The sequence below is a fragment of the Candidatus Regiella insecticola LSR1 genome (assembly GCF_000143625.1).
In the GTDB taxonomy this organism is placed as follows: Bacteria; Pseudomonadota; Gammaproteobacteria; order Enterobacterales; family Enterobacteriaceae; genus Regiella; species Regiella insecticola.
Genome location: NZ_GL379605.1, coordinates 1 through 14626 on the forward strand (window position 1 = coordinate 1; position 14626 = coordinate 14626).

The 14626-nt window shown below is 42.8% G+C and carries 8 protein-coding genes and 1 pseudogene; all 9 read left to right on the top strand.

Annotated features, from left to right (window positions below):
- Positions 1-218: 218 nt before the first annotated feature.
- Positions 219-647: a 50S ribosomal protein L11 gene (rplK, locus tag REG_RS07635; RefSeq protein ID WP_006705115.1), complete on the top strand. Its 429-nt coding sequence runs from the start codon at positions 219-221 to the stop codon at positions 645-647.
- A 3-nt stretch (positions 648-650) separates the two neighbouring features.
- Complete coding sequence (gene rplA / locus REG_RS07640; protein WP_006705116.1) at positions 651-1343, top strand: 50S ribosomal protein L1; 693 nt, start codon at positions 651-653, stop codon at positions 1341-1343.
- 357 nt (positions 1344-1700) lie between these two features.
- The gene (gene rplJ / locus REG_RS07645; RefSeq protein WP_039907922.1) at positions 1701-2204 is read left to right on the top strand and encodes a 50S ribosomal protein L10; all 504 of its coding nucleotides are present in this window, start codon (positions 1701-1703) and stop codon (positions 2202-2204) included.
- A gap of 183 nt (positions 2205-2387) precedes the next feature.
- Positions 2388-2756: a 50S ribosomal protein L7/L12 gene (rplL, locus tag REG_RS07650; RefSeq protein WP_039907923.1), complete on the top strand. Its 369-nt coding sequence runs from the start codon at positions 2388-2390 to the stop codon at positions 2754-2756.
- A 651-nt stretch (positions 2757-3407) separates the two neighbouring features.
- Entirely contained in the window at positions 3408-3554 is a 147-nt protein-coding gene (locus REG_RS13390; RefSeq protein WP_176603479.1) for a hypothetical protein, read from the top strand.
- 38 nt (positions 3555-3592) lie between these two features.
- Positions 3593-7621 carry a DNA-directed RNA polymerase subunit beta gene (rpoB, locus tag REG_RS07655; RefSeq protein ID WP_006705120.1) on the top strand — a complete coding sequence of 1343 codons (4029 nt, stop codon included), beginning with the start codon at positions 3593-3595 and terminating at the stop codon, positions 7619-7621.
- Between the two features lie 177 nt (positions 7622-7798).
- Positions 7799-12019 carry a DNA-directed RNA polymerase subunit beta' gene (rpoC, locus tag REG_RS07660; RefSeq protein ID WP_006705121.1) on the top strand — a complete coding sequence of 1407 codons (4221 nt, stop codon included), beginning with the start codon at positions 7799-7801 and terminating at the stop codon, positions 12017-12019.
- An 801-nt stretch (positions 12020-12820) separates the two neighbouring features.
- The gene (locus REG_RS07665) at positions 12821-13471 is read left to right on the top strand and encodes a hypothetical protein (RefSeq protein WP_006705122.1); all 651 of its coding nucleotides are present in this window, start codon (positions 12821-12823) and stop codon (positions 13469-13471) included.
- A 3-nt stretch (positions 13472-13474) separates the two neighbouring features.
- Positions 13475-14626 (top strand): annotated as a pseudogene (locus REG_RS07670) (hypothetical protein); the annotation flags it as partial.

Consider the following 14626-nt stretch of genomic DNA (forward strand, 5'->3'; position numbering starts at 1 on the left):
AGGGGGTGTGAGACCGATGAGCGTAGACATACTACGTGATTCGGCGAGCACCTGTGCAGCAGCCAACAGCGCGGCGGCTTCAAGGCGAAGGGGATACGGGTAGTACATGACAGAGGATGAATGATCGCTGCCAACGTCGCCAGAACTTGAAAGGCGAAGGATATATAGAGATTTCGAATAGGCTCTAAGGCGATATTACCCAAATTGAGGAATAGTAAATGGCTAAAAAAGTACAAGCTTATGTCAAACTGCAGGTTGCTGCAGGTATGGCTAATCCAAGCCCTCCAGTTGGTCCCGCTTTGGGTCAACAAGGTGTTAACATTATGGAGTTTTGCAAAGCGTTTAACGCTAAAACTGATAACATTGAAAAGGGGTTACCTATCCCGGTTGTTATCACTGTTTATGCTGATCGCTCTTTCACCTTTGTTACTAAAACACCTCCCGCCTCAGTATTGTTAAAAAAAGCCGCTGGTATTAAATCTGGCTCGGGTAAACCGAATTTAGAAAAAGTAGGAACAGTAGCTAAGGCTCAGATCCGCGAGATCGCAGAAACTAAAAAACCAGATATGACAGGGGCTGATATTGATGCCCTGATGCGTTCTATTGAAGGTACTGCCCGTTCTATGGGCTTGGTAGTGGAGGAATAATCAATGGCTAAGCTAACCAAACGCATGCGACTGATCCATAGCAGTGTTGTTAAAGAAAAAAAGTATGGTGTCAATGAAGCTATTGTCCTCCTGAAAGAATTGGCTAACGCCAAATTTGTAGAAAGCGTAGATATTTCGGTTAATCTCGGTATTGATGCACGTAAATCTGATCAAAATGTTCGTGGTGCTACTGTTTTGCCCCATGGTACGGGTCGTTCGGTGCGTGTTGCTGTGTTTGCCCAGGGTGGCAATGCAGAAGCAGCAAAAGCAGCGGGTGCTGAACTGGTAGGGATGGAAGATTTAGCCGAGCAGATTAAAAAAGGCGAAATGAATTTTGACGTGGTTATCGCTTCTCCTGATGCCATGCGTGTTGTCGGTCAATTAGGACAAATTTTAGGCCCGCGTGGTTTGATGCCTAATCCAAAAGTAGGTACAGTAACCGTTAATGTTGCAGAAGCTGTAAAGAACGCTAAAGCTGGCCAAGTGCGTTATCGTAACGATAAAGGTGGGATTATTCACAGTACTATTGGTAAAGTTAACTTTGAAGCGAATGCATTGAAGGAAAATTTGGAATCTTTGGTTGTCGCGCTGAAAAAAGCTAAACCTGCCTCATCGAAGGGGGTTTATATCAAAAAAATTATCCTGTCCACCACGATGGGAGCTGGCGTTACTATCGACGAAAGTAAGTTTGCTTAGTTAAAATTGGCCTGAAGTATTTAAAATGGCAGGCTATAAGAGATGATAAATTAAGACAACCATTTTTCGGTTGGGTTTGGATGTAATTCAAGCCTCCGTCGAAGACCGCAGGTGTACTGATAAAAGTATTGGCAGTACTTAATTTTCCTGCGTAGACGGTGACAGATTCTGAATACTTTTTGCTAGATTCTGCTCACCGTATTTAAACGCCCGTCTATTAATTTGTATTTAGTGTGAATTAATAGTCTGCGAGCCATATGAAAATTGAGCACGTAATGCAAAATATTTTGACGATGGCTCTTGGGTGATGTGAGTTCCGGGGAATATTCCTTGGCTAATCCTAGGAGCAAAAAGCTAATGGCATTAAATCTTGAAGACAAAAAAGCGATTGTTGCTGAGATCAATGAAGTAGCTAAAAATGCACTTTCTGCCGTTGTTGCCGATTCGCGTGGTGTTACTGTAGATAAAATGACTGAGCTACGTAAATCAGCTCGTGAAACGGGCGTGTATATGCGTGTTGTCCGTAACACTTTGATGCGTCGTGTTGTTGAAGATACTGAGTTTGAATGTCTCAAAGACAGCTTTGTTGGTCCAACCTTAATTGCATTTTCTTCTGAACATCCAGGCGCAGCAGCTCGTTTGTTTAAAGAATTCGCGCAAGCGAATGCAAAATTTGAGGTTAAAGTTGCTGCTTTTCAAGGTGAATTGATTCCAGGGGTACAAATTGATCGCCTGGCAACTTTACCAACTTACAATGAAGCGATCGCACGCCTAATGGCAACCATGAAAGAAGCTTCTGCTGGCAAATTGGTTCGTACTCTTGCTGCGCTGCGTGATCAGAGAGAAGAGAAAGCGGCTTAATCGTTTTTTCTTTAACGGCTTATTTAACGTATATACCCACAGCCCTTGAAGTTGCCTTCGGCTGCCAGGGCGTGAAGACCGATCAGCGTGTACTACCATGAGGGCGAGGGCTCGCAGCCAACAACGTGGCAGCTTCAAAGGCGAAAGGGTATAAACTATTTCTGGATTTTAGGAACACTTGTTATGTCTATTACTAAAGAACAAATTTTGGAAGGCGTTGCAGCTCTGACTGTAATGGAAGTCGTCGAGTTGATTGCGGATATGGAAGAAAAATTTGGCGTTTCTGCTGCGGCCGCTGTTGCAGCGGGTCCTGCAATGACGGCGGCAGTTGTGGAAGAGAAAACTGAATTTGATGTTATCTTGACAACTGTTGGTGCTAATAAAATCCAGGTTATTAAAGCAGTACGTGAAGCAACTGGTTTAGGCTTAAAAGACGCCAAAGATTTAGTAGAAGGTGCTCCAAAAGCAGTGAAAGAAGGCATTAGTAAAGATGATGCTGAAGCGCTGAAGAAAAAACTTGAAGAGACAGGCGCTTCTTGTGAGCTTAAATAAGTCAGGTTTTCGACTTGCAGCTTGATTTTATAGGCTGATGGCTGGTGACTCGTGGGTCATCAGCTTTTTTGCGCTATTAAGACGTTGGTAACATGCCACACTGCTTATAGCCGAATCAGTTTAAACTGGTGGCTATATTCTACATTTTATCCCTATTTTTTATCGACGACTTAATATACTGGGTTCTCAGCTACGACCCACTCGGGTAGCTTGGTGTAGAGAACGCAATGAAATGATTTAAGAGTGGTAGAAAAAATAAAATGAGCGGTGTTTAGAGCCTATTCGAAATCTTTTGTGCTCGCTGGTACTTCATCAAAAATGCGTCAAACTGCCGATTTTACTTTATATGGTATGTATAATCGCGCCATTTAACTTTTTTTCATCGATTGAGAGTGGCTAAAGAAAATTTCGAATAGCCTCTAAGACTTTTCATGCACAATCGGCGGCCTGTGAAGTGGGGAGCCTCGCCCAATATAGCCGAATCAGTTTAATTTGATTCAAGGCGGAGGAGCGCAAACAGTACAAATAGTACGGCAAGCGACGACAACACTTAAATCAAATTAAACTGGTTTGGCTATAGGGCAGGGAGCAGTCACATACTACAGTCGTAATAGCGGATAGAAAAAAAGAGTGGAAAACTGATCGAAATAAATGGCGTTACATGTACTCTTTATACCCTTTGTCTTTGAAGTTGCCTTCGGCTGCCAGGGGGTGAGACCGATGAGCGTAGATATACTACGCGATTCGGCGAACCCCGCAGCCAACAACGCGGCAGCTTTAAAGGCGGAGGGTATATAGTACATGTGGGTCACTACGACAGCTAGCTGAGGAACCCTATGGTTTATTCCTATACTGAGAAAAAACGTATTCGTAAAGACTTTGGTAAACGTCCACAAGTGCTGGACATACCTTATCTTCTTTCCATCCAACTGGACTCATTTCAAAAATTTATCGAGCAAGATCGAGAAGGTCAGCAAGGTCTGGAAGCGGCTTTCCGTTCTGTTTTTCCGATCCAAAGCTACAATGGCAATTCAGAATTACAATATGTTAGCTACCGCCTTGGTGAACCGGTTTTTGATGTTAAAGAATGTCAGATTCGCGGTGTGACCTATTCTGCACCACTACGTGTTAAATTGCGTTTGGTCATTTATGAACGGGAAGCACCTGAAGGTACGGTTAAAGATATTAAAGAACAAGAAGTCTATATGGGTGAAATCCCATTGATGACTGAGAATGGTACCTTTGTTATTAATGGTACTGAAAGGGTTATCGTTTCTCAGCTGCACCGCAGTCCCGGTGTATTTTTTGATAGTGATAAGGGTAAAACACATTCATCAGGAAAGGTGTTGTATAACGCGCGGATTATCCCTTATCGCGGTTCATGGTTAGATTTCGAGTTTGATCCGAAAGATAATTTATTTGTTCGTATTGATCGTCGTCGTAAATTGCCAGCGACTATTATGTTGCGAGCGTTAAGTTATACGCCTGAGCAGATTTTGGATTTGTTTTTTGAAAAAGTCGGATTTGAAATTTGTGATAACAAACTACAAATGGCGCTGATACCAGAGCGTTTACGTGGTGAAACCGCTTCTTTTGATATTAAAGCTAATGGCAAGATTTATGTCGAGAAAGGACAGCGTATTGCCGCACGTCATGTCCGTCAGCTGGAAAAAGATAACATTAATAGTATAGAAGTACCGGTCGAATATATTGTCGGTAAGGTAGTGGCAAAGGATTATGTTGATACCAGCACAGGTGAAGTGATTTGTGCTGTCAATACCGAATTGTCACTGGATTTGCTGGCAAAATTAAGTAAGTCTGGTTATAAATGCGTCGAAACGTTATTTACCAATGATCTGGATCACGGGGCTTATATTTCTGAAACCCTGCGTGTTGATCCAACCAATGATCGCCTGGGTGCTTTGGTTGAAATTTATCGCATGATGCGCCCTGGTGAGCCACCTACTCGTGATGCGGCAGAAAATTTATTTGAGAATTTGTTTTTTTCTGAAGATCGTTATGATTTGTCGACTGTGGGCAGAATGAAATTCAATCGTTCACTGTCGCGTGATCAGATTGAAGGGTCGGGTATCTTGAGCAAAGAAGACATCATTGATGTGATGAAAAAGCTGATTGATATTCGTAACGGTAAAGGTGAAGTGGATGATATCGATCACTTGGGTAACCGTCGTATTCGCTCTGTAGGTGAAATGGCTGAAAACCAATTTCGTGTCGGTTTGGTGCGCGTTGAACGGGCGGTAAAAGAACGTCTTTCGCTGGGCGATCTTGAAACGCTGATGCCACAGGATATGATCAACGCTAAGCCGATTTCAGCCGCGGTAAAGGAGTTTTTCGGCTCCAGCCAGCTTTCCCAATTTATGGATCAAAACAACCCACTTTCTGAGATTACACATAAGCGTCGTATCTCGGCATTAGGTCCCGGTGGTTTGACACGTGAACGGGCTGGCTTTGAAGTGCGAGATGTACACCCCACGCATTATGGTCGTGTCTGCCCTGTTGAAACACCGGAAGGTCCAAACATTGGTTTGATTAACTCCTTGTCGGTGTATGCACGCACTAACGAATATGGTTTTTTGGAAACACCTTATCGTTGTGTACAAGGTGGTGTGGTAACCAATGAAATTCGCTATTTGTATGCCATTGAAGAAGGTAACTACGTTATCGCTCAGGCGAATTCTAATTTAGATGAGAAAAATTGTTTTATAGATGATTTGATCACCTGTCGTAATAAAGATGAATCCAGCTTGTTTAGCCGCGAACAGGTTGATTATATGGACGTTTCTACTCAACAGGTGGTTTCTGTTGGTGCTTCACTGATCCCCTTCCTAGAACATGATGACGCTAACCGCGCCTTAATGGGTGCTAACATGCAACGTCAAGCGGTGCCTACTCTTCGCGCTGAAAAACCGTTAGTCGGTACCGGGATGGAACGTGCGGTGGCGGTGGATTCAGGGGTGACTTCTGTCGCTAGACGTGGCGGTAAGATTCAGTATGTTGATGCCTCACGTATCGTGATTAAAGTAAATGAAAAAGAAATGAAGTCGGACGAAGCGGGTATTGATATTTATAACCTGACTAAATATACCCGCTCTAACCAAAATACTTGCATTAATCAAATGCCGTGTGTGAATTTAAACGATTCCATTGAACGCGGTGATGTATTGGCGGATGGCCCTTCTACTGATTTGGGTGAATTGGCATTAGGGCAGAATATGCGTGTTGCTTTCATGCCCTGGAATGGTTACAACTTCGAAGACTCTATTTTGGTCTCTGAACGTGTAGTGCAAGAAGATCGTTTTACTACTATTCATATCCAAGAATTAGCCTGTGTATCACGCGATACCAAGTTAGGCTCTGAGGAAATCACTGCTGATATACCCAATGTGGGGGAAGCTGCACTTTCCAAATTAGACGAATCCGGTATTGTCTACATTGGGGCAGAAGTGACCAGTGGTGACATTTTGGTGGGTAAAGTAACACCAAAAGGTGAAACTCAACTGACACCGGAAGAAAAATTGTTGCGTGCAATTTTCGGTGAGAAAGCCTCTGATGTGAAAGATTCTTCTTTGCGAGTGCCGAATGGTGTTTCTGGTACGGTTATTGACGTGCAAGTTTTTACTCGTGATGGTGTAGATAAAGATAAACGTGCATTAGACATTGAAAAGATGCAGCTTGAGCAAGCGAAACAAGATCTAAAAGAAGAATTGAAGATTTTGGAAGCAGGATTGCTCGCCCGTATCCGCGCGGTATTGATTGCTGGTGGTATAGAATCTGAAAAATTAGATAAATTGCCCTCTGAGCGCTGGTTAGGGCTTTGTTTGTCTGATGAAGAAAAACAATGTCAATTGGAGCAGTTAGCTGAGCAGTGCGACGAACTGAAATCAGAATTCGAAAAGAAATTAGAGGGTAAGCGGCGTAAAATAATTCAAGGTGATGATCTTGCGCCTGGTGTGCTCAAAATCGTTAAAGTTTATCTGGCGGTTAAACGTCAAATCCAGCCAGGCGATAAAATGGCTGGTCGTCATGGTAATAAAGGGGTAATTTCGAAAATTAATCCAATTGAGGATATGCCTTACGATGAATATGGCACGCCAGTAGATATTGTACTCAATCCATTGGGTGTTCCCTCCCGTATGAACATTGGTCAAATTTTGGAAACTCACTTAGGGATGGCGGCGAAGGGCATTGGTGAAAAGATTAATGCTATGCTGAGAAAGCACGAAAAAGTGGCTAAATTACGTGAGTTTATACAGAAGGCTTATGATCTCGGAGACCATGTTTGTCAGAAGGTAGATTTGAATACTTTCTCTGATGATGAGGTGTTAAATTTAGCTGAAAATTTGAAAAAAGGGATGCCCATCACTTCACCGGTTTTTGATGGTGCAAAAGAGACAGAAATAAAAGAACTATTAAAATTAGCAGGCTTACCAGCTTCAGGCCAAATCACTTTATTTGACGGTCGAACCGGTGAGCAATTTGAGCGTCCGGTAACGGTTGGTTATATGTATATGCTTAAATTGAATCACCTGGTCGATGATAAAATGCACGCCCGATCTACCGGTTCTTACAGTCTAGTCACTCAGCAACCTCTGGGGGGTAAGGCGCAGTTCGGTGGGCAGCGTTTCGGTGAAATGGAAGTGTGGGCGCTAGAAGCCTATGGTGCCGGCTATACGTTGCAGGAAATGTTGACGGTCAAGTCTGATGATGTCAATGGTCGTACCAAAATGTACAAAAACATTGTGGATGGCGATCACCGTATGGAGCCAGGCATGCCAGAATCTTTCAACGTACTATTGAAAGAAATTCGCTCGCTGGGTATCAATATTGAGCTTGAAGAAGAATAAGTTTTTTCCAGGTGACAGTTTTTTGGAACCTTGCTGCTCCTCTACTATAAAATGAGGAGTTATATACCCGGTATAAAACCAAAAATCTGTCATGTTCGCACTGCTCACTGGCATATTTAAACTTAGAAAACTTAGGTTTAGGTACTCAAAAGCTCTAACTCCGACAGGAGCCAATCCGTGAAAGATTTATTAAAATTCCTAAAAGCACAAACAAAGAACAACGATGAGTTTAATGCAATAAAAATTGCTCTGGCTTCACCAGATATGATCCGCTCATGGTCATTTGGTGAAGTAAAAAAACCAGAAACCATCAATTATCGTACCTTTAAACCAGAGCGCGACGGTCTCTTTTGTGCCCGTATCTTTGGTCCAGTAAAGGATTACGAATGCCTGTGTGGCAAATATAAGCGTTTAAAACATCGTGGTGTTATCTGTGAGAAATGCGGTGTTGAAGTGACTCAAACCAAAGTACGACGTGATCGTATGGGGCATATTGAGCTGGCTTCGCCTACCGCACATATTTGGTTCTTAAAATCGCTTCCCTCGCGTATCGGTTTATTACTCGATATGCCATTACGTGATATCGAACGTGTACTTTACTTCGAATCTTACGTCGTGGTTGAAGGTGGAATGACTAACTTAGAACGTCGTCAAATCCTGACTGAAGAACAGTATCTTGATGCGTTAGAAGAATTTGGTGATGAGTTCGATGCGAAAATGGGCGCGGAAGCCATTCAAGCGCTATTAAAAAATATGGATCTCAACGTTGAATGTGAATTGCAACGTGAAGAATTAAATGAAACTAATTCTGAAACCAAGCGTAAAAAATTAACCAAGCGTATCAAGCTATTAGAAGCATTTATTCAATCTGGCAACAAACCCGAATGGATGATTTTAACCGTATTACCGGTCTTGCCTCCCGATTTACGGCCATTGGTTCCCTTAGATGGTGGGCGTTTTGCCACTTCTGATTTGAACGATTTATATCGCCGTGTTATTAACCGTAATAATCGACTAAAGCGTCTGTTAGATCTGGCCGCCCCTGATATTATCGTACGTAATGAAAAACGCATGCTACAAGAAGCGGTGGATGCCTTGCTAGATAATGGTCGTCGTGGCCGTGCGATTACCGGTTCTAATAAGCGTCCGTTGAAATCTTTAGCGGATATGATCAAAGGAAAACAAGGGCGTTTCCGGCAAAACTTACTGGGTAAACGTGTCGATTATTCAGGACGTTCGGTTATCACTGTCGGCCCCTTTTTGCGTCTGCATCAGTGTGGTTTACCTAAAAAAATGGCACTGGAGCTGTTTAAGCCCTTTATTTATGGCAAGTTAGAATTGAAAGGGCTGGCGACAACCATCAAAGCGGCTAAAAAGATGGTTGAACGTGAAGAGGCTGTGGTATGGGATATTTTGGATGAGGTTATCCGTGAACATCCGGTGCTATTGAACCGTGCGCCCACTTTGCACCGTTTAGGTATTCAAGCGTTTGAACCGGTGTTGATTGAAGGTAAAGCGATTCAGCTGCATCCATTGGTTTGTGCTGCCTATAATGCTGACTTCGATGGTGATCAGATGGCAGTGCACGTACCTTTAACACTGGAAGCTCAGTTAGAAGCGCGTGCGTTGATGATGTCGACTAATAATATCCTCTCCCCAGCGAACGGCGAGCCTATTATCGTACCTTCCCAGGATGTGGTGTTAGGACTTTATTACATGACACGCGACTGTGTTAACGCCAAAGGCGAAGGCATGGTACTGACGGGGCCGAAAGAAGCAGAACGTGTTTATCGTATGGGGTTAGCTTCACTGCACGCGCGGGTGAAAATCCGTATCTCTGAAGAGGTATGTAATATTGAAGGCGAAAAAACGAGTCAAACCAGTATCGTCGATACGACCATTGGTCGTGCCATTTTATGGATGATTGTGCCGAAAGGGCTGCCTTACTCTATCGTTAACCAAACCCTGGGTAAAAAAGCCATTTCCAAGATGCTGAATACCTGTTACCGCATATTAGGGCTTAAACCGACGGTTATTTTTGCTGACCAAATTATGTATACCGGTTTTACCTATGCTGCTCGTTCGGGTATGTCAGTCGGCATTGATGATATGGTGATCCCTAAAGAAAAAATAGAGATTATTACAGAGGCAGTAACTGAAGTTTCTGAGATCCAGGAACAGTTCAAATCGGGTCTGGTTACCGTTGGGGAACGTTACAACAAAGTGATCGATATCTGGGCAGCGGCTAACGAACGGGTTGCTAAAGCGATGATGAAGAATCTGTCTGTTGAAAATGTTACTAACTCTACTGGAAAAGAAGAACAGCAAGTTTCCTTTAATAGCATCTTTATGATGGCGGACTCTGGTGCGCGTGGATCCCCTGCGCAAATTCGTCAATTGGCGGGTATGCGTGGCTTGATGGCGAAACCTGATGGTTCGATCATTGAAACGCCCATTACCGCTAATTTCCGCGAAGGATTGAATGTTCTTCAGTATTTCATCTCAACCCATGGTGCACGTAAAGGTTTAGCTGATACCGCATTGAAAACGGCTAACTCCGGTTATTTAACACGTCGGTTAGTTGATGTGGCACAGGATTTAGTGGTTACTGAAGATGATTGTGGTACCAATGATGGTCTCGTGATGACGCCCGTTATTGAGGGAGGAAATGTAAAAGAAGCATTGCGTGAACGTGTTTTGGGTCGCGTAACAGCGGAAGATATTGTTAGACCAGGTAGCGCTGACATTTTGGTGCCTCGTAATTCGTTACTGAGTGAAAAATGTTGTGATCTGTTAGAAGAGAATTCCGTTGACACGGTAAAAGTACGTTCAGTAGTGAATTGTGAAACCGATTTTGGGATCTGTGCGAATTGTTATGGTCGTGATTTGGCACGAGGTCATATCATCAACAAAGGTGAAGCTGTCGGCGTTATTGCAGCACAATCTATTGGTGAGCCTGGTACACAGCTCACGATGAGAACCTTCCACATTGGTGGTGCGGCATCCAGAGCAGCGGCAGAGTCTAGTATTACAGTAAATAGCAAAGGTAAGTTGAGACTGAGCAACGCTAAATTTGTTATCAACAGTGCGGGTAAATGTGTTATCACTTCACGTAATACTGAATTGAAATTGATTGATGAATTTGGTCGTACTAAGGAAAGCTATAAAATTCCGTATGGTGCGATAATGGCGAAAGGGGACGGAGCAGAAGTTAATACCGGTGAGACGGTCGCTAACTGGGATCCACATATTATGCCCGTTATCACTGAAGTGGCCGGTTTTATTCGCTTCTCTGACATGATTGATAGCCAGACGATTACCCGTCAAACTGATGATTTAACCGGTTTATCTTCTTTAGTCGTCCTCGACAGTGCAGAACGTACCGGTAGCGGTAAAGACTTGCGCCCAGCATTAAAAATTGTGGATGCTAAAGGTAATGAGGTATTGATACCAGGTACCGATATGCCTGCTCAATACTTCTTGCCAGGTAAGGCTATTGTGCAATTGAAGGATGAAGTTGAAATTGGTGTCGGTGATACCTTGGCGCGTATTCCTCAAGAATCTAGTGGTACCAAAGATATCACCGGTGGGTTACCCCGCGTGGCTGATCTGTTTGAAGCCCGTCGTCCCAAAGAGCCGGCAATTTTGGCTGAACACAGTGGAATTATCTCATTTGGTAAAGAAACTAAAGGCAAGCGTCGTTTGGTCATTTCACCGTTAGATGGTAGTGATGCTTATGAAGAGATGATTCCAAAATGGCGTCAGCTCAACGTATTCGAAGGTGAAATGGTAGAACGTGGTGATGTGCTTTCTGATGGCCCAGAATCTCCACACGATATCTTACGCCTACGGGGTGTTCATGCGGTGACACGTTATATTACTAACGAAGTACAAGAAGTGTACCGCCTGCAGGGAGTAAAGATTAACGATAAACATATTGAAGTTATCGTTCGTCAGATGTTGCGTAAAGGCACGATTGTTAACGCGGGAGGAGCTGACTTCTTAGCCGGTGAGCAAGCAGAAATATCACGGGTGAAAATCGCCAATCGTAAATTAGTAGCGGAAGATAAAACTGAAGCAACCTTTACACGCGATTTACTGGGGATCACGAAAGCCTCTTTGGCGACTGAGTCCTTTATTTCTGCGGCTTCGTTCCAAGAAACGACGAGAGTACTTACTGAGGCTGCGGTGGCGGGTAAACGCGATGAACTCCGTGGTTTGAAAGAAAATGTTATTGTCGGTCGTTTGATTCCAGCCGGTACTGGTTATGCGCATCATCAAAAGCGTATGCGTAGTCGTTTGGTAGAAGAATCGGTTACGCTGAAAATGAGCCCTGATGAAGCGTCAGCAAATATGGCTGAGTTACTTAATGCTGGTTTTGATAACAAAAACGAGTAACAGGTTTATCAAGGTAATATACTGATCGTTTAGTGTTATTGAAAAAATATTATAGATATATGAGAATCAGGTTCAAAATTTTTTGAACCTGATTTTTTTGTATTTAATAATAAATTTTCTCCTCAATAGAATAAAAATATTTCTATTAAATTTGCCTTTTACATATTACTAGCTAAGCTTTTAATTAATGTAATTTAATCGTAATACAGTGAAAATTGTATTACGATTATCTTATTAATATGACATTGCTATATTTACTATAAAATAAAATTATCCTCTTATTTTCATGATATAAAATTTAGTAATTGTATTTTTTATATAAAAACGCGAGGTATTTTAAATTAAATATATTTATGATTTTGATGAGGTGGCGTAGCTATCTTTAAGCTTCGTTTATACCTTTCGCCTTTCAAGTTACGCTGGCGTTGGCAGCGATCGCTCATCCCTGGGATTTGATTGATTGTAGCATTGCCGTAATTCGAAATTCATTGGGTATGTTGATTTCATCTTATTTATAAATAGAGAGAATAATTATTTAGTAAGTATAATTATTTATTATGTCTCGTTTCAATCTATTTATATTACATCAATACGGATGTGAACTTTACATATCATTTTATTGTTATGAATATGGAAGATTAATTGTTATCTCAACCAAAAATAATGTTTATAGAGTGAAATAACGTTCAATGAATAGAATATATAAGATAATTTTGAATGGTTTTTTAAGCCATTGGAGCCTTGTATCAGGAATGACAAAAGGGGCTCGAAAACAAGCCAAAAAAATTCTTCATTTATACATTGATTATAGGTATTGCGCTTTTTAGTCCATCATTTGATATTTGTGCAGCTAATAGTGGGCAGCGGATCGAGGGTGCAAATGGAGCATTGGTAATAGAGGGGGGGATTAAAGAAACTACAGAGACACAAACCGACGCAACGGGTCATCTGGGGCCTTATCAACAACAGTGGGATGGGGCTGCTATTTCTGGGCTTGCGGTTGGTTCAAGAGCCAAGGCTTATTTTGGTAGTGTTGCCATTGGTGATAACCCGAGTGTTAATTCTAGATATGGTATCGGAATAGGTTCGGATGCGTTTATTGATCGTAGATCCGATACTGACCTTGATAGTGATATTGGTAAGACATTTGGCAATAGACAACAAGCGGGGGCATCGGTACGCTCTATTGCAATAGGAACCTCATCATTAGTGAAAGGATCGTTCGCAGGTCTTAGTCTTGGTAATGAGACTAAGGTGAATAAGGCGGATCGTGGTGTTGCCATTGGTGATAATGCGGCAGTGGATAATGCACTCAGGGGGATTGCCATTGGGCATGGGTCGAAGGTAAATGAATCTCCTTTAGGTGTCAGTATTGGTAGTACGGCCAGAGCAGAAAATGCGAGGGCGAGCATTGCCATGGGGTCTTCAAGCTCAACAAAAAATTCCGTTTAAAGTGTGGTTATTGGTGATACAGCGGCACTAGAGGATGCGGCTGCGAGCATCGCTATTGGCTATGCAAGTTCAGTAAGAAACTCCGCTTCAGGTATTGGTATTGGTAATACAGCCAGTGTAAATAATGCAGAGAACAGTGTTGCTATTGGTCTTAATGCAAAAGTTGACGGCTTCAAAGATTCTGTCGCCCTTGGAAGTGGTTCAATAGTGACGCAGAGCAATACGGTGTCGATAGGTACCCCGACGACGCCACGTAAACTTGTCAATGTTGCGAAGGGAGAAATCAAAAATGGCGGTACGGATGCTGTCAACGCCGCCCAAATTTTTACTTTGCAGGCAGAAGTCAATAAGAATGCAAATAATATTAGAACCCATCGTTCTGAAATTACTGATGGGCGGATTGGCCTGGTACAACAGGATACGGGCACTAAGGCGATTACGGTTGCTGCGGCGAGCGCAGGGAATCAAGTTTCCCTGGCTGGTAGCGCTGGCGCACGTACCTTGACCGGCATCCAAGCAGGGGCAGTCAATATCGGTAGTACCGATGCTATCAATGGTAGTCAGCTTTTTTCCGCTAATACCGCTATTAATGCTGCTATTGATAGCAATCTTAAAAAAATTGAGGCGAATAGTGTCGAGATCACTAAAAATATGGCTAGAAGTAAGATCAATAGTGAAACGATGCTGGAAAATGCTAAACAGATTCGACTCGCTGTTACTGATATTGAAAAAAATGCAGAGGCCGTTGAGGGGTTGACGACAGATATTAAGAAGGGCGCTATTGGCTTGATGCAGAGAGATCAGGCTAACGGCGCCATCACCGTCGCTGCTGCTGAGGCGGGTGAGCAGATTTCTTTTACCGGTACTACTGGTAATCGAAAGTTAACGGGGGTAAGAGAAGGTGATTTAACCGCTGCTAGCACTGATGCAGTCAATGGTCAGCAGCTTTTTACCACTAATGAAAAGGTAACGGCGAATAGCAAAGGTATCGCAGGAAATGCTAATAAAGTTAAATCAAACACGGGCAGTATTAGCATATTGACCACTCAAATCCATAATGGCGGAATTGGTCTAATGCAGCGTGACATGGCTAGTCAAGAAATTTCTGTTGCTGCTCGTCATGCCGGCGATCAAGTTTCTTTTGCCGGCACCGCC

What these genes read in the sequence shown, in the direction of transcription:
- rplK (WP_006705115.1), top strand. Translation starts at nt 219, where the DNA reads ATGGCTAAAAAAGTACAAGCTTATGTCAAACTGCAGGTTGCTGCAGGT.
- rplA (WP_006705116.1), top strand. Translation starts at nt 651, where the DNA reads ATGGCTAAGCTAACCAAACGCATGCGACTGATCCATAGCAGTGTTGTT.
- rplJ (WP_039907922.1), top strand. Translation starts at nt 1,701, where the DNA reads ATGGCATTAAATCTTGAAGACAAAAAAGCGATTGTTGCTGAGATCAAT.
- rplL (WP_039907923.1), top strand. Translation starts at nt 2,388, where the DNA reads ATGTCTATTACTAAAGAACAAATTTTGGAAGGCGTTGCAGCTCTGACT.
- REG_RS13390 (WP_176603479.1), top strand. Translation starts at nt 3,408, where the DNA reads ATGGCGTTACATGTACTCTTTATACCCTTTGTCTTTGAAGTTGCCTTC.
- rpoB (WP_006705120.1), top strand. Translation starts at nt 3,593, where the DNA reads ATGGTTTATTCCTATACTGAGAAAAAACGTATTCGTAAAGACTTTGGT.